Raw genomic sequence first — 20144 nt, 5'->3', positions numbered from 1 at the left:
CGGACGGCTTCAGATCTTCACCTGCGCATCCGGCCGTCGTCCACGTCGGCCAAGGTGTCTCGCACGGACGCCGGCAGTTCGGAAGATCCCCGGACCGTCCAGGTACGGACCCCGGCCCCAGCGTTCGGTCAGTACGGCGCGGTGGGGCGACGGCTCGGCTTTCCGCAGGGATCTCCAGAGACTCATAGAACTCGGTTGACCTGGCAGGGGCGGCGAACGGTGATCGTCACACCGGCGGTCGGCAAGCAGATCGATAACTCGCCAGGTCCACAGGCGCGAGCCTCCGCGAACTGATGACCCGTATGGGGCGCTCCTCCACGCGAGCGGCGCTGATCTACCGGCACGCGACGCAGGACCGTGACCAGGCCATCGCGCAGGCGCTCGGCAAGGCGCTGAAGGGGGCACGGCAGGAGCACGGGAAAAAGACGACGGGCACGGAAGATCAAGAAGAAGTAGTCCAGATCACGAAGGCCAGGTCGCCTCATGGGGCTGACCTGGCCTTTCGCCTGTGGAGCGGACGACGGGAATCGAACCCGCGTAGCTAGTTTGGAAGACTAGGGCTCTACCATTGAGCTACGTCCGCGCGAACCGGTCGAACTCTGGTCTAGACTTCATCCGGTCGTTAGGGCGTAAGCGTACCGGAGTCCCGGAGCGCATGCGCACTCGGCTAAGCGGGGCGTGGCGCAGCTTGGCAGCGCGCTTGCTTTGGGAGCAAGAAGTCGCAGGTTCAAATCCTGTCGCCCCGACCAGCTCAGAAGGCCCTCTCCGATGTGGAGCGGGCCTTCTGCTTGACTGTCGCTCCCACGCAGTGCCGAAGACCCGCTCCACGGCCCCGGGACACACTCCCGCCGAGAGCCGCGGGCGGGCGCCAGGCAGGTGCACGCGATGCCAAGTGGCCGTAGATCAGCGGCTCCTTGCCCGGCCAGATCGTCGGGGTACGGGTAATCCCACGCGAGGTCGTCCTCCGCCAGTTCCTCGCCGCAGCAGTGGCACATCTCGGGCTCAGACATCGCCACGGCATCAAGCGGCGTCGAGGGCTTCGGTGATCTTGCGCGCCATCTCGGCCATGGTGGGCTGGACTCGCCCTGGTGGGTCGGGGCCGCCAAGGGGCGTACCGGGACGCGGGTTCGGTGTCAGTCGTCGATTGCCTGGTAGAGCGTGGTCCAGAAGTCCTGGATAAGCCGCGCCGGATCCGGGACTGACAGCCCGACCTGGGTGAGCAGGACTCCGGTGAGCTGGTTGGCCGGGTCGGCGTAGACGGTGGTGCCCGTTCCGCCGTCCCAGCCGAACTGGCCGATGGGCGCGTAGTCGCCACGGTAGGTGCGCACCGCCATCCCGAAACCCCAGCCGCCCTGCTGCCCTTGGCCGAACGACACATGGACGTTGTTGCCGGCCAGGGCGGTTCGGGCGGCTTCCTGCGCGGGCGTGAGGCAGTTGCTGGTCATCAGCTGGACGGCGGGCCGGGACAGGATCCGTTCGCTGCCGTGCGTCCCGCCATTGAGCAGCATCCGGAAGTAGGCGTCGTAGTCGTCGACGGTGGAGGCCACATCATTGGCGGCCGACTGGAACTCCCGAGGTTGGCTGTAGCGTCCCCCCTTGGCCTCGTCCCATACGATGAACTCTCCTGTCTGCGGATCGGGTGCGTAGCTGGGCGGCAGCCGGTCGATCTTGTCGGCGGGCACGTGGAAGCCGGTGTCCTTCATGCCCAGCGGGTCGAGGATGCGTTCGCGCAGGAACGTCTCGAACGGCTGGCCGGTGACCCTGGCCACCAGCACGCCCAGCACATCGATGCTGATGTGGTACTGCCAGTGCTCTCCGGGCTGGTGCATCAGCGGGAGTGTGCCGAGGCGGCGCATCCACTCGTCCGGTCCGGGCACCGGTGCTCCATGGCCGGTGAGCTCCAGCTCGAAGACTTTGCCCATGATCGGAAAGCTCATCGCCGTCAGATCCATGCCGAGCCCGAACGTGGAGGTCAGCAGGTCCCGTACGGTGATCGGCCGCCGCGCCGGCACGGTGTCGTCCAAGGGGCTGTCGGGCCGCTTCAGCACCCGCCGGTCGGCCAGTTCGGGCAGCCACTCCTGCACCGGGTCGTCCAGCCGCAGCCGGCACTCATCCAGCAGGACCATCACCGGTGCGACCGTGAGCGGCTTGGACGTCGACGCCATCCGGAAGATCGTGTCCCGGCCCATCGGCGCGCCACCGTCATGGCGCATCGTCCCGAGGGCTTCGACGTGCGTCTCACCACCCCGGCTGAACAAGGCGACAAGCCCGGGAATCTTCCCCGACTCGACGCGCCGTGCCAGCATCTCACGCAGTCTGCGCAGCCCCGCCTCGGAGAAGCCGCCATTGCTCTGTCCCATCATGAAGCTCCTTGCGCACAGTGTTCGATCTTGTGAGACCTGTCCAAGCGTGTCGCTCATGGGCTTCCATGAGCGACACGCGAGGGTCGGAGGTGGGCTCGGCGTGGCCCGGTTCGTAGCCCCGAGGCCGCAGTCGCTGAACCGTTCATGGCGTCCACCATCGCCGACCACTCTGATACCGGGCCGTTGCCGGCCTGACACCGCCGCTGACACGCGGCGGGAAGTAGCCGGCCGGGCATGACCCCCGTGCCCGCGACATCCATCAAGCGGCGTCGAGGGCCTCGGTGATCTTGCGGGCCATCTCGGCCATGGTGGGGCTGGGCTCGCCCTTCTGGATCCGGGCGGCTGCTTCGATGGCGGCCTTGTGGGGGAAGCCGGCGGCACCAGCGGCGGACATCAAGGAGACGGCGCCCCACGCGGCGGTCCGCAGGGTGAGCGTGTCCTGGTCGGTAAGGGTGATGGACATAGTGGCGTGCTCCTTGAATCGGTGACGAAATTCAATGGAACGGACGCCTGGTCGAATACGGTCCTGTCGGCGCCCGGGGTTCCGGATCCGAGGATCGAGTACGGTGGATCACCGGAACAACGACTAATGACGCAAGATCACATAAAGCGGAGCTCATCATGGCAGGTCAGGCGTGGAACTGCGTGACATCGAGATCTTCCTGACGCTGGCCGAAGAGCTGCACTTCGGGCGCACCGCCGAGCGCCTGCACGTCTCCCCGACCCGGATCACCCAGGTGATCAAGAAGCAGGAGCGTCAGATCGGCACCCAGCTGTTCGTCCGGAACAACCGCAGTGTCTTGCTGACGCCCGCGGGAGTGCGCCTGCGCGACGACCTGCGGCCGATCTACCACGCACTCGGCGAGAGCGTGGAGCGGGCCAAACGTGAGGCGCGGGACAAGAGCGAGACGCTGCGGTTCGGCATGCTCAGCACCAACACCGCCGAGCTCCGTCCCCTCTTCGACGCGTTCGCGGCCCACCGTCCCCGCTGCGAGATCCAGCTCCGCTACATCAGTTTCAGCGATCCCTTCGGGCCCCTGCGTGCCAGGGAGGTCGACGTGCTGCTGGCCTGGCTCCCAGTCGAGGAGCGCGACCTCACCGTGGGTCCGATCATCTCCACCGAACATCCCGTGCTGGCCGTGTCAGCCACACATCGGCTGGCCATGCGGAAGTGGGTGAGCCACGAGGACCTCGGCGACGAGGTCGTCATGGGCGGCGCCCATCCCGGCTACTGGCGTGAGGCGATCGTGCCCGCCCGTACCCCCAGTGGCCGGCCCATCCGCATCGGGCCGATCGTGTCGACCGGTGAAGAAATGCTCCCCATCCTCGCCGCCGGAGAGGCTGTCTCCCCCGTTTTCGGTCACTCTGCCCGCTACTACGCACGGCCGGACATGGTTCACGTGCCCATTCGGGACGCGCTGCCGCTGCGCTGGGCACTCATCTGGAGCACCGCAGCAGAAAACGACCTCATCCGCCACTTCGCCCAGGCTGCCCGTGACGTCGGCGAACTCGAATTCTGAACGAGGGGTGTGGGCCACCTCCACCACGGAGGTGGCCTTCGGCGTTTCACGCCGGTCAGGGCATGCGGGCGACCAGCGACTTCGGGGCGATCTGGCGGTAGGCGTCGGCGACGATCTCCGCGACCTCCGTCCAGTCCACCTCAACGTCCAGGTAGACCCCCAGCCACCCCCGGTGCCCCACGTACGGCGGGCGGAAGAAGCCCCCCGGGTCCTCGGCCACCAACTCCCCCTGCGTCCCGGGAGGCGCGGCGCACCAGAAGGCGAGCCGGTCGTCGTGGTGGTGGTCGGCGAACATCACGAACGTCTTCTTCCCACGGACGAACCAGGTCGGCTCCCCGTGGCTGGGTCGTTCGGTGACCTCCGGCAGCGCGAGGCAGAGGGCGCGCAGCCGTTCCAGGGCGTCCATGGCGGGGGCGTCAGCCGGTCAGCGTGAGCGGGTTGACCAGGTCGGCGTAGACCAGCAGGCCGGCCATGATCATCATGGCGAACGCGATCACGTACGTCAGCGGCAGCACCTTGGCGATGTCCACGTAGGCCGGCTCCGGCCGCCGCATGACCTTGGCGTAGGCCCGCTTGATGCCCTCCCACAGCCCGCCGGCGATGTGGCCCCCGTCGAGCGGCAGCAGCGGGATGAGGTTGAACATGCCGATCGCGAGGTTGAACCCGGCCAGCAGGTTGACGAAGAAGGCGACCTTGTTCGTGTTGGACAGGTCGGAGGCGAGGATCTCGCCGCCCAAGCGGCCCGCGCCGACCACGCCCACCGGGCCCTCGGGGTCGCGTTCCTCGCCCGAGAAGGCCGCCTGCCAGACGCCGACCATCTTCTGCGGCAGGTTGACGATCGAGCCCGCCACCCGGCCCATCAACTCGCCCATGTAGCCGGGAACCTGGCCGATGCTCTGCTGCTGCATGACCTCCGTGGGCCGGACGCCGAGATAGCCGACGTTCTTGTCGATCTTCTTCGGGTCCTCGGGGTTGGGCCGGTCCTGGGCGATGAGCGTGACGTTGAGGGTCATGGGCTTGCCGTCGCGGACGATGCCGAGCGCGACCGGTCCGGCGCCGTGGGAGCGGATCAGGCGGGTGGCGTCATCCCAGGAGGCGATCTTCTGGCCGTCGAGGGAGACCATGCGGTCACCGGCCTTCATGCCCGCCTGGGCGGCCGGGCTGGGCTTGTCGGTGGGCTTGCACGTGTTGCGGTGCTCCGAGATCGGGATCACGCACGTTTCGGTTCCGGGCGACACGATCGGGGCCAAGGTGGGCAGGCCGATGCCGACCAGCAGGACGCTGAAGAAGACGAACGCGAGCACGAAGTTCATCAGCGGGCCGCCGGACATGATGATGACCTTCTGCCACCACTTCTTCCGGTAGAAGACCCGGTCCTCGTCGCCGGGGAGCACCTCCTCCTGCGCCGCTTCGCGGGCCGAGTCGATGAGGCCCTGGAACGGCCCCGTCGAGGCGCTCCTGAGCTTGGTCGGGTCGTCACCGGGGCGCGGCGGCAGCATGCCGATCATGCGGATGTAGCCGCCGAACGGGATCCACTTGATGCCGTACTCGGTCTCGCCCTTGCGCCGTGACCAGGCGGTCGAGCCGAAGCCGACCATGTACTGGGTCACCTTGACGCCAAAGATCTTGGCCGGCACGAGATGTCCGATCTCGTGCAACGCGATGGAGAACATCAGCCCGAGGAGAAAGAGGATGATCCCCACGATGTAGAGCCAGTTCATCTATGCGCGCTCCGTAGCCGACGACAGGGGTGGACGAACCGTCCGACAGCCCCAGGGTAGTCGAACAACCCCCGCTCCACGGCTTGCGTGCCATTTAGAGAGGATTGACAGTCCGCTATCGAACAATCACTCTGGGTGACGACGAAGGGGGTCGACTTGATTCAGATTATGATCGCCGAGCACCTGCCCTTGGTCCGCCGCGGACTGCTCGCCACCCTGGAGGCCGAGCCTGATCTGCGCGTCGTCGCCGAGGTCGGCTGTCCCGAGGCGGCGGTGCGGGCGGCGCTGGCGTACGGGCCCGACGTGGCGGTCGTCGACCTCGACCTGCCGGGGCTGCCGGTGGCCGTCCAGCTCGCCGAGCTGGCGCCGCGCTGCGGGGTGCTGATGCTGTCGGCCCGCCCCAACCCCGGGCAGGTGCGCAAGGCGCTGGCGGGGCCCGCGCTGGGGTTCATGAGCCTGTGCGTGGGGCCGGAGCGCCTCGCCGAGGGAGTGCGCCAGGTCGCGGAGGGCGGCCGGGCGATCGAGGCGGAGCTGGCCGTGGCCGCGCTCCAATGCGCGACGAACCCGCTGACCCGGCGGGAGCTCGACGTGCTGCGGATCGCCGCGGGCGGCGCGCGTTCCACGGAGATCGCCGACCAGCTCTTCCTGTCGGTGGGCACTGTGCGTAACCATCTGTCGCGGATCATGTGCAAGACGGGCGCCCGCAACCGTCTCGACGCCGTACGCATCGCGAGCGACTCCGGGTGGATCTGAGACGGGTCCGGTGGAGCCGCGCCGCTCCCCCGGGCCCGAACCCCTAGAGGATCTCAGCAGCGCGAGGACGCCGCCAGTGAGCACGATCACGACCGCCCCGTGTGAAACGTCACCGGTCTAGGGCCGCCAGATCAGCACCAGCGCGCAGTCGTCGTTGTGGCCCGAGGACATGGCGTTGACCAGGGCTCTGGCGCCGTCGCGGAAACCGGACGGCAGCAGCCGCTCCGCCTCCCCGAGCAGCCGGTCGAGCCCGGCGTCGATGTCGCGGCCCGGCTGCTCGATCAGCCCGTCGGTGTAGAGCAGCAGCGCGTCACCCTTGCGCAGGGTGCCGCTGTCGGGCTCGCAGTGCAGGTCGGGGACGACGCCGAGCACCACGCCCTTGGCCGTGGCCACCTGCCAGTTTCCGGTGCCCGCGTCGAACTTCACCACCGGCGGATGACCGGCCGAGGTGATCGTGTAGTCGCCGGTCTCGAGGTCGAGGCGTACGTGCACCGCGGTCACGAAGCCCTCGTCGCCCCGCTGCCGGTGCAGGTAGGTGTTGCACGCGGGCAGGAAGTCCTCGACCGAGCCGAGCAGCCCGCCGAACGTGCCCGACAGCAGCAGCGCCCTGGTGCCCGCGTCGACCCCCTTGCCCGACACGTCGACCAGCGCGATCTCCACGGAGTTGCCGTCGCGCATGGAGACCAGGAAGTCACCGCCGAACGAGGACCCGCCCGCCTGCTTGAGCACGACCTTGCCGCCCCAGTCTTTCGGCAGCGCGGGCAGCTCGCCCTGGCTCCTGAGCCGGTCGCGCAGCTCCAGCAGCATCGCGTCGCCGCGCAGCCCCTGGACGCCCAGCTTGCCCCTGGTACGCGCCATCAGCACGGCCAGCACAGTGGTGAACCCGATCGTCACCATGAGCCCCAGCCCGACGCGGCCCACGCCCAGCGTGATCGCGATGTAGCCGAGCGCGGCCCCGACCCCCACCAGCAGCTTGACCAGGCTGCGCAGCCGCAGCTGGAGCCCGCCGATCAGGGTGACCAGGATGAGCAGCGACGGCGAGAAGAATTCGGTCGAAACCTTCGCCGCCAGGAACCCGATGACGAGCGCGAGCGTGGTCAGCGCGACGAGCAGGTTGCGGTCGCGGGCCAGCGGGCCACGCCGGACGAACCGCACGGCAGCCACCAGAAACGGCACCCGCACCAAGACCGCGCGGACCCGTGGCGGGATCAGCGGCGCCGGACGGGTACTCATGATGCGCCTGACTGTATCGGTCTGACCCGTGTTTGGGCAGCCCACTTGACCAAGGCCTTGATCATTAAGCACGTATATTGGGTGGCCGTCCCCCTTTGCCCGCTCCTACCGTGGACAGATGACGTATCCGATCCGTCCGATTGACGAGTCCGAGTGGCCGGTCTATTTCCCGGTCCTCGAAGAAGCGTTCGGCTGGACTCCGCACCCCCAGCAACGGGAACGGTTCAAGGCGGAGACCGAGTTCGATCGCACGCTGGCGGCCTTTGACGGCGATGTCATCGCGGGCACCACCGCCGTCCTGAGCCTCACCATGACCGTCCCCGGCGGCCGGCTCCCCGTCGCGGGCGTGACGAGCGTCAGCGTGCTCCCCTCGCACCGCCGCCGCGGCATCCTGTCCGCGCTGATGCGCAGGCAACTCGCCGACATCCGCGAGCGCGGCGAGAGCGTCGCCGCGCTCTACGCCTCCGAGGCGGCCATCTACGGCCGCTACGGATACGGCAGGGCCTCGCACGAGCTGTCGTTCCGCATCAACAAGGCCGGCTCCGCGTTCGTCGGGAGCGCCCCCGTGGACCCGTCGCTCAGGCTCAGGGTGGCCACGCCCGCCGACGTCCGCGCCGACCTGGAGCGGGTGTTCGCCTCCGTCGCGACCCGCCGCCCGGGTCGCTATGACCGCCAGCCGCACAACTGGGACGCGGTGCTGGCCGACGAGGAGTTCGACCAGCGCGGCAACGGACCGCTGCGCTCGGTGCTCGCCGAGGACGACGACGGCGTGCGCGGCTACGCGCTGTTCCGGATCAAGGGGTCCTGGGACGCCAACGGCATCCCCGACGGGGAGCTGAAGCTGCAGGAACTGGAGGCCACCGACCCGGCGGCCTACGCCCTGCTCTGGCGCAACATCCTCGACCGCGACCTCGTCTCCAAGATCGAGGCGGGCGGCAGGCCGGTGGACGACCCGCTGATCGCGCTGATCGCCGACCAGCGCCAGCTCCGCGCGAGCTGGGCGGACGATCTGTGGGTACGCGTGGTCGAGGTCGACAAGGCGCTCACCTCGCGCGCCTACTCGGCACCGGTGGACGTGGTGATCGAGGTCGAGGACGACGTGTGCCCGTGGAACGCCGGGCGCTGGCGGCTCACCGCCGACCCGACCGGCGCCGAGTGCAAGCCGGTCGAGGACGAGCCGGACGTGACGCTGCCGGTGGCCGTGCTCGGCTCGGCCTACATGGGCGACGGCCTGCTCGTGGAGTCGCTGGAGGCGGGCCTGCTGCGCGAGCACTCAAGCGGCTCGGTACGCGCGCTGGCCACCGCGATGTCGTGGAGCCCGAAACCGTGGTGCGGCCTCGTCTTCTGATGAGCCTGGCGTAAGGTCGAAGGCATGGCATTGCAGAGCCTGCAGATCACCGCGACCATCGCCATGCGTGCCCGCGACGTGTCGAAACCGTCGAAGGAGCAGCAGGAGGCCGCCGACCGGCGGCCTCTGCGCGACGAGATGCCCAAACGCGACGTCAAGCGCAAGGGCTAGGGCAGCGAGGGCAGCTGACCGATCGTCTCGTACGTGGTCAGCTGCGCGATGCGCCTGCTGTGGCGCTCGCTGCCGGTGAACACCGTGGTCAGGAAGACCTCCACAAACCTGGTGGCGTCTTCCGTGGAGTGCATGCGCGCGCCGAGGCTGACCACGTTGGCGTTGTTGTGCTCGCGGGCCAGGCCGGCCGTCTCCTCACTCCAGGCCAGCGCGGCGCGGATGCCGCGTACCTTGTTGGCGGCGATCTGCTCGCCGTTGCCCGAGCCTCCGATGACCACCCCCAGGCTGCCGGGGTCGCCCGCGACGCCCTCGGCCGCGCGCAGCACGAACGCGGGATAGTCGTCCTCGGCGTCGTAGACGAAGGGACCGCAGTCGGTGACCTCGTGACCGTGGTCTTTCAGCCAGGACACGAGGTGGTTCTTGAGCTCATAGCCGGCATGGTCGGCACCGATGTAGACACGCACCCGCCCAGTCTTCCACAGCCCCCGCGAATGAGCCTCGCTGGCTAGAGTAAGGACCTCTACCGTTGTCCAGTCCTTACGAAAGTAGATGTCCATGCGTGAGATCCGTGTCATCGGCGATCCGGTCCTGCGCACGCCCGCCGATCCCGTGACGGATTTCGACCGCGAGCTGCGCCGGCTGATCGACGAGATGTTCCAGGCGATGTACGCGGTCAACGGCGTGGGCCTGGCCGGCCCGCAGATCGGCGTGTCGCGCCGGCTGTTCGTGTACGACATCGCCGGGCGCAAGGGTCACGTGCTCAACCCGGTGCTGAGCGTTGACGACCCGGAGGAAGTGACGGACGAGGAGGGCTGCCTGTCCGTGCCCGACCGGCAGACGCGGCTGCCGATCTACGCCCCGGTGGCGCGGGCCGCGGGCGTGACCGTCGAGGGGATCGACAGGCTCCAGCGTCCGGTACGGATCAAGGCCCGCGGGTCGCTCGCGCGCTGCTTCCAGCACGAGACCGAGCACCTCGACGGCAAGCTGTACGTCGATCGCCTGCCGCGAAACGAAGCCCGCAAGATCATGCTCCGCGCATAGGTTGGGCGCATGAGCATACTTTCCGGGAAAGGCGCGTTGGTCACAGGAGGATCCAGGGGAATCGGCAAGGCCATCGTGGAGCGGCTGACCGCCGACGGGGCGGAGGTCGTCTTCTGCTACGAGCGCTCGACCGAGGCCGCGGAGCAGGTCGCCAAGGAGACGGGGGCGCACGCCGTACAGGCCGATCTGGGCAGCAAGGAGGATCTGGCGCGGCTGTTCGACGAGGCCGGGTCGCGGCTGCCCGGGCTCGACATCCTGGTCAACAACGCCGCCGCCGTGCTCGGGCAGAAGCCCATGGCGGAGATCACGGACGAGGAGTACGAGCGGGTGTTCGCGGTCAACACCCGGTCGGTCTACCTGGCCATGCAGTGGGCCGCGCGGGTGATGCGCGACGGCGGGCGCATCATCAACATCTCCACGCTCAACACGCAGGTGCCCGCTCCCGCCCTGACGCTCTACTGCGGCAGCAAGGGGGCCGTCGAGCAGTTCGCCAAGGTGGCGGCGCGGGAGCTGGGCGGGCGCGGGATCACCGTCAACGTGGTCTCGTCCGGCGCCACCGACACGGACATGCTGCGGGGGGCCAACCCGCCGGAGGCGCTGGAGCAGACGGCGGCGATGACGGCGCTAGGACGGCTCGGGCAGCCCGGCGACATCGCCTCCGTGGTCGCCTTCCTGGCGGGGCCCGACTCGCGCTGGATCACCGGCCAGAACCTCAACGCCACGGGCGGCCTGCTCATCTGACCCACCTCTCTTCCCGTCGGCGCCGCCCCTCACCCACGCAACCCGGGGGCGGCGCCCCTAATGGATGCCACACCCGGCGCGGCGCGAGACGGCGCGAGACGGGCCGTGGGCAGCCCCACGACCCGATGCGCCGAGGGAGCCGCCGGCACGGCGTTACAGCTGCATAGCCTTGGTCTCGAGGTATTCCTCCAGGCCCTGCTCCCCCAGCTCCCGCCCCACCCCCGACTGTTTGTAGCCGCCGAAAGGCGCCAGCGGGTTGAAGCGGCCGCCGTTGATGGCCACCTGCCCCGTGCGCAGCCGCCGGGCGACGGCGATCGCGCGGTCCTCGGTGGCCGCCCAGACCGCTCCGGCCAGGCCGTACTTCGTGTCGTTGGCGATCGCGACGGCCTTGTCCTCGCTCGTGTACGGGATGAGCGACAGCACCGGCCCGAAGATCTCCTCCTGCTCGATCGTCATCCCCGGCTCCACCGCCGCGAACACGGTGGGCTCCACGTAGTAACCGCGATCGAGGGGCCGCTCGGTGCCGCCGGCCACCAGCCGGGCGCCTTCCTCCTGGCCCCGGTTGATGTAGCGGACCACGCGGTCGCGCTGGGTGGCGGAGACCAGCGGGCCGATCTTGGTGGACTCGTCGAAGGGGTCGCCGACGGTGTAGCCGCGCGCCGCCTCGACGGCCAGGCGGACGGCCTCGTCGTACTGGTCGCGGTGGACGATCATGCGGGTCCACGCCGAGCAGGTCTGGCCGGCGTTGACGAAGCAGTTGGCGACGCCGACCTTGACAGCCAGCGCCAGATCGGCGTCGGGGAGGATGATGTTCGCCGACTTGCCCCCGAGTTCGAGCGCGACCCGCTTGACGGACTCGGCGGCGAGCGCGGCCACCCTGCGCCCGGCGGCGGTCGAGCCGGTGAAGGAGACCATGTCCACCTCGGGGTGGGCGGCCATGGCCTCGCCGACGACCGGGCCGCGCCCGCTGACCAGGTTGAACACGCCCGGCGGCAGGCCCACCTCGGCGAAGATCTCCGCCAGCGCGTACGCCGCCAGCGGCGCCACCTCGCTCGGCTTGAGCACCACGGTGCAGCCGGCGGCCAGCGCGGGGGCCACCTTGCAGATGATCTGGTGCAGCGGGTAGTTCCACGGCGTGATCGCGGCGACCACCCCGATGGGCTCCTTGACCACCATCGAGTTGCCGACGCGCGACTCGCGGGGGTGGGTCTCGGCGAGTTGCGCGTAGGAGGACAGCACGGTCGCCGGCATGAGCGTCTGCACCCTGCGCGCGAAACCCAGCGGCGCGCCCATGTCGGTGGCGATCGTCTTGGCGATCTCCTCGGAGCGCTGCTTCAGCAGCTCGGCGGCGTCGCCGAGCAGCTTGCCGCGCTCCGAGGCGGTGGTTTCCGACCAGCCGGGGAAGGCCTTTCGAGCGGCGCCCGCGGCCGACTCGACGTCGTCGGGAGATCCCGCGGGCACGCGGTCGATGATCTCTTCCGTGGCCGGGTTGACGACGTCGATTGACTCGTCCGACGCAGAAGCGGTCCAGGAGCCGCCGATGTACAGCTGACGCATAGCACCATCCTGTCAGGAGCTCAGGCGGCGGTGAGAGGCTTGTCCTGATGCGGGGATAAGTCTTCTACACCGCAAGCAGCGTTCTTCCGCCAGCGTACGATGATTGACCCCTGTAAAATGAGAGAGTTAGTCGAATTCGGGGCGCTTGGTCCTGCTGCGCTTCAGCTCGAAGAAATCCTCGAAGGACGTGACGGCGAGCACGCCGTCCCAGAGCCGGCCCGCGTCCTCACCCCTGATGATCTTGGTGATCACCGGCCCGAAGAAGGCGTTGGCGCCGACCCGGATGACCGGGGTGCCGACCTCCTGGCCGACGAGGTCGATGCCCTCGTTGTGGGAGGTGCGGATGGCCTCGTCCCATTCGTCGGAGTCGATGGCCTCGATGAGCTCCTCCTCGAGCCCCGTCGCTTCGAGCGCGCCCGCGATGACCTCGCGCAGGCGCTCCGGCTCCCTGCCCAGGCCCTGGTTGTGCAGGCGGGTGCCGAGTTCGGTGTAGAGCGGGCCGAGGATCTGCTCGCCGTGCTTGGCGGCCGCGGCGGCGACGACCCGGACGGTGCCCCTGGCCCGTTCGGTCGACTTGCGGTACTCATCCGGGATGTCCTTGTCCACGTTGAGCACGTAGAGGGACATGATGCGCCAGCGAGGCTCGATGGGACGGACCTTCTCAACTTCGAGAAGCCATCGTGACGTGACCCATGCGAAGGGACAGGCAGGATCGAACCACAGATCCACGGGAATCTTTTCGCTCATGTGGACCCGTAACCTGAGGTGGATCGGGTCCTATTCCCAGCGTGGCACGATACGGACAAAGTTCGATGAAGTGGTGAAAAGGAGCGCAACTTGGCAGGCAATCTGACCCGGGACGAGGCTCGTGAGCGCGCCCGGTTGCTGGAGGTCGAGTCGTACGAGGTCGCACTCGACCTGACCGAGGGAGAGGAGCGCTTCGAGAGCGTCACCACAGTCCGTTTCACCAGCGCCCGGCCGGGCGCGTCCACCTTCATCGACCTGCACGGCGCCCACGTGCGCAAGGTGACGCTCAACGGCGAGGACCTCGACGTGTCCGCCTACGACGAGGAGAAGGGCCGTTTCCCGCTCCCGTCGCTGGCCGCGGCCAACGAGCTGCGCGTGGACGCCGACTGCAGCTACATGCGCACCGGCGAGGGCCTGCACCGCTTCGTCGACCCGGTGGACAAGAAGGTCTACCTGCACAGCCAGTTCGAGACGGCCGACGCGCACCGCATGTACGCCTGTTTCGACCAGCCCGACCTCAAGGCCACCTTCCAGCTCGCCGTGCTGGCCCCGGCCGACTGGGAGGTCGTCTCCAACGCCGCCGCCTCGGCGGTCGAGGAGCTGCCGGAGCAGGGCGGCAGGCACGGGGCGGTGGCCCCGGCCAGGCGGTGGGAGTTCCCGCCCACGGCGGTCATGTCGACGTACATCACCGCGCTGGTGGCGGGGCCGTACCACAAGGTGACCTCGGAGCACGACGGCATCCCGCTGGGGATCTACTGCCGGGCCTCGCTGGCCGAGCACCTCGACGCCGGCAACATCCTCGAGGTCACCCGGCAGGGCTTCGACTTCTTCCACAAGGTGTTCGGGGTCCGCTACCCGTTCGGGAAGTACGACCAGTGCTTCGTGCCCGAGTTCAACGCCGGGGCCATGGAGAACGCGGGCTGCGTGACGTTCCTGGAGGACTACGTCTTCCGCTCCCGGGTCACCGACGCGGTGGTCGAGCGGCGCGCCGAGACGATCCTGCACGAGATGGCGCACATGTGGTTCGGCGACCTGGTCACCATGCGCTGGTGGGACGACCTGTGGCTGAACGAGTCGTTCGCCACCTACATGTCCGTCCTGGCCCAGGCCGAGGCCACCAGGTGGGGCAAGGGCGCGTGGACCACGTTCGCGAACGTGGAGAAGGCCTGGGCCTACCGCCAGGACCAGCTCCCCTCGACCCACCCCATCGCCGCGGACATCCCGGACATGCAGGCGGTCGAGGTCAACTTCGACGGCATCACGTACGCCAAGGGCGCCTCGGTGCTCAAGCAGCTCGTGGCCTACGTCGGCCTGGACAACTTCCTGGCCGGCGTACGCGACTACTTCGCCGAGCACGCCTGGGGCAACACCGAGCTGAAGGACCTGCTCAACGCCCTGGAGCGGACCTCGGGCCGTGACCTTTCGTCCTGGTCGAAGGAGTGGCTGGAGACGTCCTGGGTCAACACGCTGCGCCCGGAGTTCGAGGTGTCCGACGGGCGGTTCACCAGCTTCGAGATGCTGCAGGAGGCGCCCGCGGAGCACCCGACGCTGCGTTCGCACCGGGTCGCGGTCGGCCTCTACTCGCTGGTGGACGGCGAGCTGAAGCGGACCAAGCGGGTCGAGCTGGACGTGGTCGGCCCCCGTACGAGCGTGGCCCAGCTGGTCGGCGAGGAGCAGCCGGACCTGGTGCTGCTCAACGACGACGACCTCACCTACGCCAAGATCCGCCTCGACGACCGCTCGATGCGGACGCTGGTCGACGGCGGCATCGCGGCGTTCACCGAGTCGCTGCCGCGCGCCCTGTGCTGGTCGGCGGCCTGGGACATGACCCGTGACGGCGAGATGGCCACGCGTGACTACGTCAGGCTGGTCGTCTCGGGCGCCGGCACGCTCAAGGACATCACGGTCCTGCAGGCGGTGCTGCGCCAGGCGCGCATGGCCGTCCAGCAGTACGCCGACCCGGCCTGGCAGGCCGAGGGCCTGGCGCTGCTGTCCGCGGAGCTGCGCAAGCAGCTCGGCCAGGCCGCGGGGGGCTCCGACCACCAGCTCGCGTTCCTGCAGGCGTTCGCGCCGGTGGCCACCTCCGACGCGGACCTCGACCTGCTGCAGCGCATCCTCGACGGCTCCGAGGTGCCCGAGGGCCTGAGCGTGGACGCCGACCTGCGCTGGTCGCTCGTGCACGCGCTGGTCGCCGGCGACCGGCTGGGCGAGGCCGACATCGACGCCGAGCTCGAGCGGGACCCTACTGCCACGGGTGAGCGGTCGGCGGCGCAGTGCCGGGCCGCGATCCCGACGGCCGAGGCCAAGGCCGCTGCCTGGGAGCGGGTCGTGGGCGGCAAGCTGGCCAACCACATCGCGCGTACGACGATCTCCGGGTTCCAGGAGCCGCACCACACCGAACTGCTGGCGCCGTACCGGGAGAAGTACTTCGCCGAGGTGGGGCGGATCTACCGGGAGTGGACGTTCGACCAGGCGTCGACGTTCGCGGTGGGGTGCTTCCCCGCGCTGCTCATCGAGCCGGAGACGGTGCGGGCCGCGCAGGACTACCTGGAGGCCGAGCAGCCGCCGCAGGCGCTGCGGCGGCTGATCCTGGAGGGCGCCGACGGCGTCAGCCGGGCGCTGCGCAACCGGGAGAAGGACGCCGCGTCCGCCTGACGCGCCGTTTCACGGAGGACCCCTGCCACCGGCGGGGGTCCTTTCGTGTGTCCGAGGGTTGACAGGCACGCGCACCAAGGGGGATATTTCGGGACTAACTTTACTTCTGAAGAAAGTCCCTCATCGCATGGTAAGCACCGATCGCGGAGACCTCACCCGGACGGCGATCCTCGCCCTGCTGGGCACGGTCGGGCCGCTCAGCCGCAGCGAGATCGCGCGCCGGCTCGACCTCAGCCCGGCCACCGTCACGCAGCTCACGCGGGAGCTCATGGGGCACGGGATGCTCGAGGAGCTCGACCTGACGCCGTCGCGCGGCGGGCGGCCCGCCATGCGGCTGGGGCTGGTCGGGAGCGCGGGGCGGGCGCTGGGCGTCAAGGTGACCGCCGAGCACCTGGTTCTCGTCGACGTGCGGCTCGACGGGGAGGTGCTCGGCTCGTGGGAGCGGCCCTTCGACCCGTCCGCGCCCGACGCGCTCGACTCGCTGGCGGGGGCGATCTCGTCCGTGGTGGCGGAGAGCTCGGCCGATGAGCGGACGCCGCCGCTGCTCGGGATCGGGGTCGGGGTGCCGGGCAGCGTGGACGACCAGGCGGCCGGGACGGTGAACGCCCCCACGCTCGGGTGGCGGGCCATGGCGGTGGGCGACTGGCTGCGGCGCCGGCTCGAACTGCCGGTGCTCGTGGAGAACGACGTGAACGCGCTGGCGGCGGCCGAGCGGCTGTACGGGCGGGGGCGTACGCACCGGGACTTCCTCGTGGTGACGATCGGGCGCGGCGTGGGCGCGGCGATCGTGGCGGACGGGCGGGTGTACCGGGGGGCGCGCGGAGGCGCGGGCGAGTTCGGCCACCTGCCGGTGGACCCCGGCGGGCCGGTGTGCGGATGCGGGGCCCGGGGCTGCCTGGAGGCGTACGTCGGCGCCGCCGGCCTGCTCGCCGCGGCCCGGGCCAAGAACGTCCATCTCGATCTGCCGGCGCTCGGCCGGGCCGCCGCCGGGGGCGACGCGGGGGCGCGGGAGGTGTTCGCCGAGGCCGGGGCCATCCTGGGGCGGGCCACCGCCGGGCTCATCAACGTCGTCGACCCCGAGGTCGTGGTGGTGCTCGGCGAGGGGACGGCGGACTGGCCGCTCTGGCGGGCGAGCTTCGACGCGGCGCTCAGGGCGCAGCTCTACCCGGGCCGGCGCGACATCTCCGTCGAGGTGGAGAGCTGGGACGACACGAGCTGGGCCCAGGGCGCGGCGGCCCTGGTGCTGGCCACCCCGTTCGACGCGGCGGGGGCGGCGGGCGAGCAGGGCCGCCTGGTGCGGGCCCGCCTGATCGGGGCGACGCCGTGACCCCCATCCAGGGCCCGCCCAGGAAGGGCTGGCGGTACGGGGTCACCGTCGCCGTGTTCCTGCTCCCCAGCCTCGTCCCCCTGACCCTCTACACGCTCATCCCGATGCTGGGCTCGTTATGGACGAGCCTGCACGAGTGGGACCTCATCACCGACATGCGCTGGGTCGGCCTGGACAACTACGCCGAGCTGATCGGTGACCCCGAGACCCGGGCGGCCTTCCTGCACACGCTCTCCTTCATCGCCGGCTATCTGCCGCTCGTCTACGTCGGCGGGCTGGGCCTGGCCGTGCTGCTGAACCGGGCGATGCGGGGCCGGAGCCTGCTGCGCGGCATCTACTTCCTGCCGGTGATCACGAGCTGGGTGGTCGTCGCGCTGATGTGGAAGTGGCTGCTCAACCCCGCCAGCGGCGTCGTGAACTGGGCGCTCGGCCTGCTCGGGATCAGCGGCCCCGGCTGGTGGACCGACCCGGACTGGGCGATGCCGTCGATCATCCTGGCCTCGGCCTGGAAGGACCTGGGCTTCGTGATGATCATCCTGCTGGCCGGGCTGCAGGCGATCCCCCGCGAGTACCAGGAGGCCGCCATGGTGGACGGCGCGTCGGCCTGGCGCAGGTTCCGGCACATCACGCTGCCGCTGCTGTCGCCTTCGACGTTCTTCGTGGTCGTGATCTCGCTGATCAACGGCTTCCAGGTCTTCGACCAGGTCAAGATCATGACCGGCGGGGGTCCCGGGGGCGCGACGCAGGTGGTGGTGTCGCAGATCTACGACCTGACCTTCAGGTACGGCAGGGCGGGTGCGGCCTCGGCGCTGTCCTGGCTGCTGTTCGCCGTGGTGCTGCTGGTGACCGTCGTGCAGATCCGGGGTCAGAGGCGGTGGGTGACGTATGGGTAAGTTCCTGCGCCATGCGCTGGTCGGGCTGGGTGCGCTGGTGATGTTGTTCCCGTTCGCGTGGGCGGTGATCACCTCCGTCACGCCCGGTGACGCGGTGCTGGCCGTGCCGCCCGACTTCACGCCCGAGGGCGCGAGCCTCGACGCCTACGGCAAGCTGCTGGAGACGTTGCCATTCTGGCGCATCGTGCTCAACAGCGCCTGGATCGGCGCCGCCTCCACCGCGCTGCAGCTCGTCACGAGCGCGATGGCGGCCTACGCGTTCGCCCGGCTGCCGTTCCCGGGCAGGGGCGCGCTGTTCGCGGTCTATCTCGCGACGCTGATGATGCCGCTGCCGGTGCTGGTCGTGCCGCTGTTCATCGAGATGCGCACGTTCAACCTGGTCGACACGTATTTCGCGCTGCTCGCGCCGACGATCGCCTCGGCGTTCGGGGTGTTCCTGCTGCGGCAGGCGGTCAACCAGGTGCCGCGGGAGTTCGACGAGGCGGCGGTGCTGGACGGGGCCGGACATTTCAGGATCTTTCTGTACGTGGTGCTGCCGCTGATCCGCCCGGCGCTGGCCACGTTCGCCATCTTCGGCTTCATGGCCAGCTGGAACAGCTACCTCTGGCCGCTGATCATCATCAAGTCACCCGAGTTCATGACCCTCCCCCTGGGCCTGGCCACGCTGCACGGCCAGTTCACCACCGAGTGGGACGTGGTCATGGCGGGCTCGGTGGTCAGCGTCGTACCGATCCTCATCCTCTACGTCTTCGCGCAGAAGCATGTCATCGCCAGCGTCGCGCAGAGCGGGCTCAAGTAAAGGAATCCCCCCATGTCCAGACATTTCCTCATCGTCGCGGCGGCCACGGCGCTGCTCGCCTCCGCCTGCTCCCAGGGCTCGGCCACGAAGGCCACGACCGGCGCGGACGGCAGGGTGACCCTGCGGTACTTCACCTTCTCGGCGGCCCCCGACCACGTCAAAGACCTGGACAAGATCGAGAAGGCCTTCGAGAAGGAGAACCCGAAGGTGGACGTCGTCGTCGAGACCGCGCCCTTCGACCAGTACTTCACCAAGCTCCAGACCAGCATCGCGGGCGGCACCGCGCCGGACACCTTCGAGCTCAACTACGAGAACTTCGTCACCTACGCCAGTGCCGGCTCCCTGCTCGACCTCGGCGGCGTGGCGGGCGACGGCGACACCTCGGTCTACGCCCAGGAGTCGCTCAACGCGTTCAAGCGCGACGGCAAGCAGTACGCCCTGCCCGCGTCGTTCTCGACGGTCGTGCTCTTCTACAACAAGGACCTGTTCGAGAAGGCCGGGGTCGCCCCGCCGACGGCGGACTGGACGTGGGCCGACGAGCAGGCCGCGGCCGCGAAGCTGACGGACCGGAAGAAGGGCGTGTACGGCGACTTCCAGCCGGTGCAGTTCTTCGAGTTCTACAAGACGCTCAAGCAGGCGGGCGGCGAGTTCCTGTCGGCCGACGGGAAGAAGGCGGCCTTCGACAGCCCGCAGGGCGTCAAGGCGGCGCAGTGGCTGGTCTCCAAGGTGGGGAAGACCATGCCGACCGAGGCGGAGATCGGCGGCACCGCCGACTACGACACGAACCTCTTCAAGTCCGGCAAGCTCGCCATGTGGCACAACGGCATCTGGCAGTTCGCGGGGCTGAAGGACGTGCCGTTCGCGTGGGACGTGGTCGTCGAGCCCGGTGACGCCGCCAAGGCCAGCGCGGTCTTCCACAACGCGGTCGCCGCCTCCGCCACCACGAAGCACACCAAGGAGGCGTGGGCGTGGGCCCGCTTCCTGTCCTCGTCGGACACCGCGGCCACCACGCGCGTCGAGTCCTCCTGGGAGCTGCCGCCGGTCGCCGACCAGCAGGTGCTCGCCGGCTACCTCAAGGACCCGAAGCCGGCCAACCGGCAGGCCGTGTTCGACTCGCTCAAGTCCATCGCGCTGCCGCCGGTCATCAAGCGGCAGCAGGAGATGCAGGACGCGGTGACCAAGCAGCTCGGCGAGGCCGCGGCCGGGCGCAAGCCGGTGGCGGACGCGCTCAAGGCCGCCGCCGCCGACGTGAACGCCCTGCTCGGCTGATCATTA

The 20144-nt window shown here is 69.4% G+C and carries 19 protein-coding genes and 2 tRNA genes; 12 read left to right on the top strand and 9 right to left on the bottom strand.

All coding sequences use genetic code 11. The features are described 5' to 3' along the window. Window positions 1–509: 509 nt before the first annotated feature. Window positions 510–583, bottom strand: a tRNA-Gly gene (locus ACIHFD_RS15680). An 89-nt stretch (window positions 584–672) separates the two neighbouring features. Between ACIHFD_RS15680 and ACIHFD_RS15675 the strand changes: the two genes are divergently transcribed. After that, window positions 673–749, top strand: a tRNA-Pro gene (locus tag ACIHFD_RS15675). Window positions 750–1133: 384 nt separating this feature from the next. Here the strand turns inward: ACIHFD_RS15675 and ACIHFD_RS15670 are convergent. Together ACIHFD_RS15670 and ACIHFD_RS15665 are read right to left on the bottom strand one after the other, a co-directional pair. Then, window positions 1134–2363: a serine hydrolase domain-containing protein gene (locus tag ACIHFD_RS15670; RefSeq protein WP_397367460.1), complete on the bottom strand. Its 1230-nt coding sequence runs from the start codon at window positions 2361–2363 to the stop codon at window positions 1134–1136. A gap of 259 nt (window positions 2364–2622) precedes the next feature. Beyond that, a complete protein-coding gene (locus tag ACIHFD_RS15665) occupies window positions 2623–2826 on the bottom strand; it encodes a hypothetical protein (protein WP_397367459.1) in 204 nt (67 codons plus the stop codon). Between the two features lie 172 nt (window positions 2827–2998). Here ACIHFD_RS15665 and ACIHFD_RS15660 point away from each other — a divergent pair, with 172 nt between their 5' ends. After that, entirely contained in the window at window positions 2999–3883 is an 885-nt protein-coding gene (locus tag ACIHFD_RS15660; RefSeq protein ID WP_397367458.1) for a LysR family transcriptional regulator, read from the top strand. A gap of 55 nt (window positions 3884–3938) precedes the next feature. Here the strand turns inward: ACIHFD_RS15660 and ACIHFD_RS15655 are convergent, their stop codons facing one another. Together ACIHFD_RS15655 and ACIHFD_RS15650 are read right to left on the bottom strand one after the other, a co-directional pair. Further along, complete coding sequence (locus ACIHFD_RS15655; protein ID WP_397367457.1) at window positions 3939–4289, bottom strand: MmcQ/YjbR family DNA-binding protein; 351 nt, start codon at window positions 4287–4289, stop codon at window positions 3939–3941. 10 nt (window positions 4290–4299) lie between these two features. Further along, on the bottom strand, window positions 4300–5604 hold the full coding sequence (locus ACIHFD_RS15650) for a M50 family metallopeptidase (RefSeq protein ID WP_397367456.1): 1305 nt from the start codon (window positions 5602–5604) through the stop codon (window positions 4300–4302). Window positions 5605–5760: 156 nt separating this feature from the next. Between ACIHFD_RS15650 and ACIHFD_RS15645 the strand changes: the two genes are divergently transcribed. Beyond that, the gene (locus tag ACIHFD_RS15645; RefSeq protein WP_397367455.1) at window positions 5761–6357 is read left to right on the top strand and encodes a response regulator transcription factor; all 597 of its coding nucleotides are present in this window, start codon (window positions 5761–5763) and stop codon (window positions 6355–6357) included. Window positions 6358–6474: 117 nt separating this feature from the next. Here the strand turns inward: ACIHFD_RS15645 and ACIHFD_RS15640 are convergent, their stop codons facing one another. Then, the gene (locus ACIHFD_RS15640) at window positions 6475–7590 is read right to left on the bottom strand and encodes a PP2C family protein-serine/threonine phosphatase (protein ID WP_363980638.1); all 1116 of its coding nucleotides are present in this window, start codon (window positions 7588–7590) and stop codon (window positions 6475–6477) included. 118 nt (window positions 7591–7708) lie between these two features. On the opposite strand from ACIHFD_RS15640, the gene ACIHFD_RS15635 reads away from it, so the two are divergent. Together ACIHFD_RS15635 and ACIHFD_RS15630 are read left to right on the top strand one after the other, a co-directional pair. Continuing rightward, entirely contained in the window at window positions 7709–8938 is a 1230-nt protein-coding gene (locus tag ACIHFD_RS15635) for a GNAT family N-acetyltransferase (RefSeq protein ID WP_397367454.1), read from the top strand. Between the two features lie 24 nt (window positions 8939–8962). Then, complete coding sequence (locus ACIHFD_RS15630; protein ID WP_350731502.1) at window positions 8963–9109, top strand: hypothetical protein; 147 nt, start codon at window positions 8963–8965, stop codon at window positions 9107–9109. Here ACIHFD_RS15630 and ACIHFD_RS15625 read toward each other — a convergent pair. After that, window positions 9106–9573, bottom strand: coding sequence for a ribose-5-phosphate isomerase (locus ACIHFD_RS15625; RefSeq protein ID WP_350731504.1), 468 nt, complete (start codon window positions 9571–9573; stop codon window positions 9106–9108). The genes ACIHFD_RS15630 and ACIHFD_RS15625 overlap by 4 nt on opposite strands. Window positions 9574–9664: 91 nt before the next feature. Between ACIHFD_RS15625 and def the strand changes: the two genes are divergently transcribed. Both def and ACIHFD_RS15615 read left to right on the top strand, forming a co-directional pair. Beyond that, window positions 9665–10150, top strand: a complete 486-nt coding sequence (gene def, locus ACIHFD_RS15620) for a peptide deformylase (protein WP_397367453.1) — start codon at window positions 9665–9667, stop codon at window positions 10148–10150. Between the two features lie 9 nt (window positions 10151–10159). Further along, window positions 10160–10891, top strand: coding sequence for an SDR family oxidoreductase (locus ACIHFD_RS15615; protein WP_350731506.1), 732 nt, complete (start codon window positions 10160–10162; stop codon window positions 10889–10891). A gap of 153 nt (window positions 10892–11044) precedes the next feature. Here the strand turns inward: ACIHFD_RS15615 and ACIHFD_RS15610 are convergent, their stop codons facing one another. Together ACIHFD_RS15610 and ACIHFD_RS15605 are read right to left on the bottom strand one after the other, a co-directional pair. After that, window positions 11045–12448: an aldehyde dehydrogenase family protein gene (locus ACIHFD_RS15610; RefSeq protein WP_397367452.1), complete on the bottom strand. Its 1404-nt coding sequence runs from the start codon at window positions 12446–12448 to the stop codon at window positions 11045–11047. Window positions 12449–12574: 126 nt separating this feature from the next. Continuing rightward, entirely contained in the window at window positions 12575–13195 is a 621-nt protein-coding gene (locus ACIHFD_RS15605) for a disulfide bond formation protein DsbA (protein ID WP_397367451.1), read from the bottom strand. 90 nt (window positions 13196–13285) lie between these two features. On the opposite strand from ACIHFD_RS15605, the gene pepN reads away from it, so the two are divergent. The 5 genes from pepN (at window position 13286) to ACIHFD_RS15580 (ending at window position 20138) form a co-directional block, all read left to right on the top strand. Then, window positions 13286–15850, top strand: a complete 2565-nt coding sequence (pepN, locus tag ACIHFD_RS15600) for an aminopeptidase N (protein ID WP_397367450.1) — start codon at window positions 13286–13288, stop codon at window positions 15848–15850. Between the two features lie 127 nt (window positions 15851–15977). Continuing rightward, a complete protein-coding gene (locus ACIHFD_RS15595) occupies window positions 15978–17177 on the top strand; it encodes an ROK family protein (protein WP_397367449.1) in 1200 nt (399 codons plus the stop codon). Continuing rightward, window positions 17174–18070 carry a carbohydrate ABC transporter permease gene (locus ACIHFD_RS15590; RefSeq protein ID WP_397367448.1) on the top strand — a complete coding sequence of 299 codons (897 nt, stop codon included), beginning with the start codon at window positions 17174–17176 and terminating at the stop codon, window positions 18068–18070. Before ACIHFD_RS15595 ends, ACIHFD_RS15590 begins: the two co-directional genes overlap by 4 nt. Further along, window positions 18063–18869, top strand: coding sequence for a carbohydrate ABC transporter permease (locus tag ACIHFD_RS15585; protein ID WP_397367447.1), 807 nt, complete (start codon window positions 18063–18065; stop codon window positions 18867–18869). The genes ACIHFD_RS15590 and ACIHFD_RS15585 overlap by 8 nt, the downstream gene beginning before the upstream one ends. 12 nt (window positions 18870–18881) lie before the next feature. Continuing rightward, window positions 18882–20138, top strand: coding sequence for an ABC transporter substrate-binding protein (locus ACIHFD_RS15580; RefSeq protein WP_397367446.1), 1257 nt, complete (start codon window positions 18882–18884; stop codon window positions 20136–20138). Window positions 20139–20144: the final 6 nt, after the last annotated feature.

It is taken from the genome of Nonomuraea sp. NPDC051941, assembly GCF_044593615.1.
Note: the sequence above shows the minus strand (reverse complement) of the source record. Positions and strands in the feature narration are given on the sequence as shown.

Coding starts and splice junctions, on each gene's coding strand:
- def (WP_397367453.1), top strand. CDS start 9,665: ATGCGTGAGATCCGTGTCATCGGCGATCCGGTCCTGCGCACGCCCGCC.
- ACIHFD_RS15585 (WP_397367447.1), top strand. CDS start 18,063: ATGGGTAAGTTCCTGCGCCATGCGCTGGTCGGGCTGGGTGCGCTGGTG.
- ACIHFD_RS15655 (WP_397367457.1), bottom strand. CDS start 4,289: ATGGACGCCCTGGAACGGCTGCGCGCCCTCTGCCTCGCGCTGCCGGAG.
- ACIHFD_RS15640 (WP_363980638.1), bottom strand. CDS start 7,590: ATGAGTACCCGTCCGGCGCCGCTGATCCCGCCACGGGTCCGCGCGGTC.
- ACIHFD_RS15665 (WP_397367459.1), bottom strand. CDS start 2,826: ATGTCCATCACCCTTACCGACCAGGACACGCTCACCCTGCGGACCGCC.
- ACIHFD_RS15630 (WP_350731502.1), top strand. CDS start 8,963: ATGGCATTGCAGAGCCTGCAGATCACCGCGACCATCGCCATGCGTGCC.
- ACIHFD_RS15650 (WP_397367456.1), bottom strand. CDS start 5,604: ATGAACTGGCTCTACATCGTGGGGATCATCCTCTTTCTCCTCGGGCTG.
- ACIHFD_RS15635 (WP_397367454.1), top strand. CDS start 7,709: ATGACGTATCCGATCCGTCCGATTGACGAGTCCGAGTGGCCGGTCTAT.
- ACIHFD_RS15610 (WP_397367452.1), bottom strand. CDS start 12,448: ATGCGTCAGCTGTACATCGGCGGCTCCTGGACCGCTTCTGCGTCGGAC.
- ACIHFD_RS15615 (WP_350731506.1), top strand. CDS start 10,160: ATGAGCATACTTTCCGGGAAAGGCGCGTTGGTCACAGGAGGATCCAGG.
- ACIHFD_RS15670 (WP_397367460.1), bottom strand. CDS start 2,363: ATGATGGGACAGAGCAATGGCGGCTTCTCCGAGGCGGGGCTGCGCAGA.
- ACIHFD_RS15595 (WP_397367449.1), top strand. CDS start 15,978: ATGGTAAGCACCGATCGCGGAGACCTCACCCGGACGGCGATCCTCGCC.
- ACIHFD_RS15580 (WP_397367446.1), top strand. CDS start 18,882: ATGTCCAGACATTTCCTCATCGTCGCGGCGGCCACGGCGCTGCTCGCC.
- ACIHFD_RS15605 (WP_397367451.1), bottom strand. CDS start 13,195: ATGAGCGAAAAGATTCCCGTGGATCTGTGGTTCGATCCTGCCTGTCCC.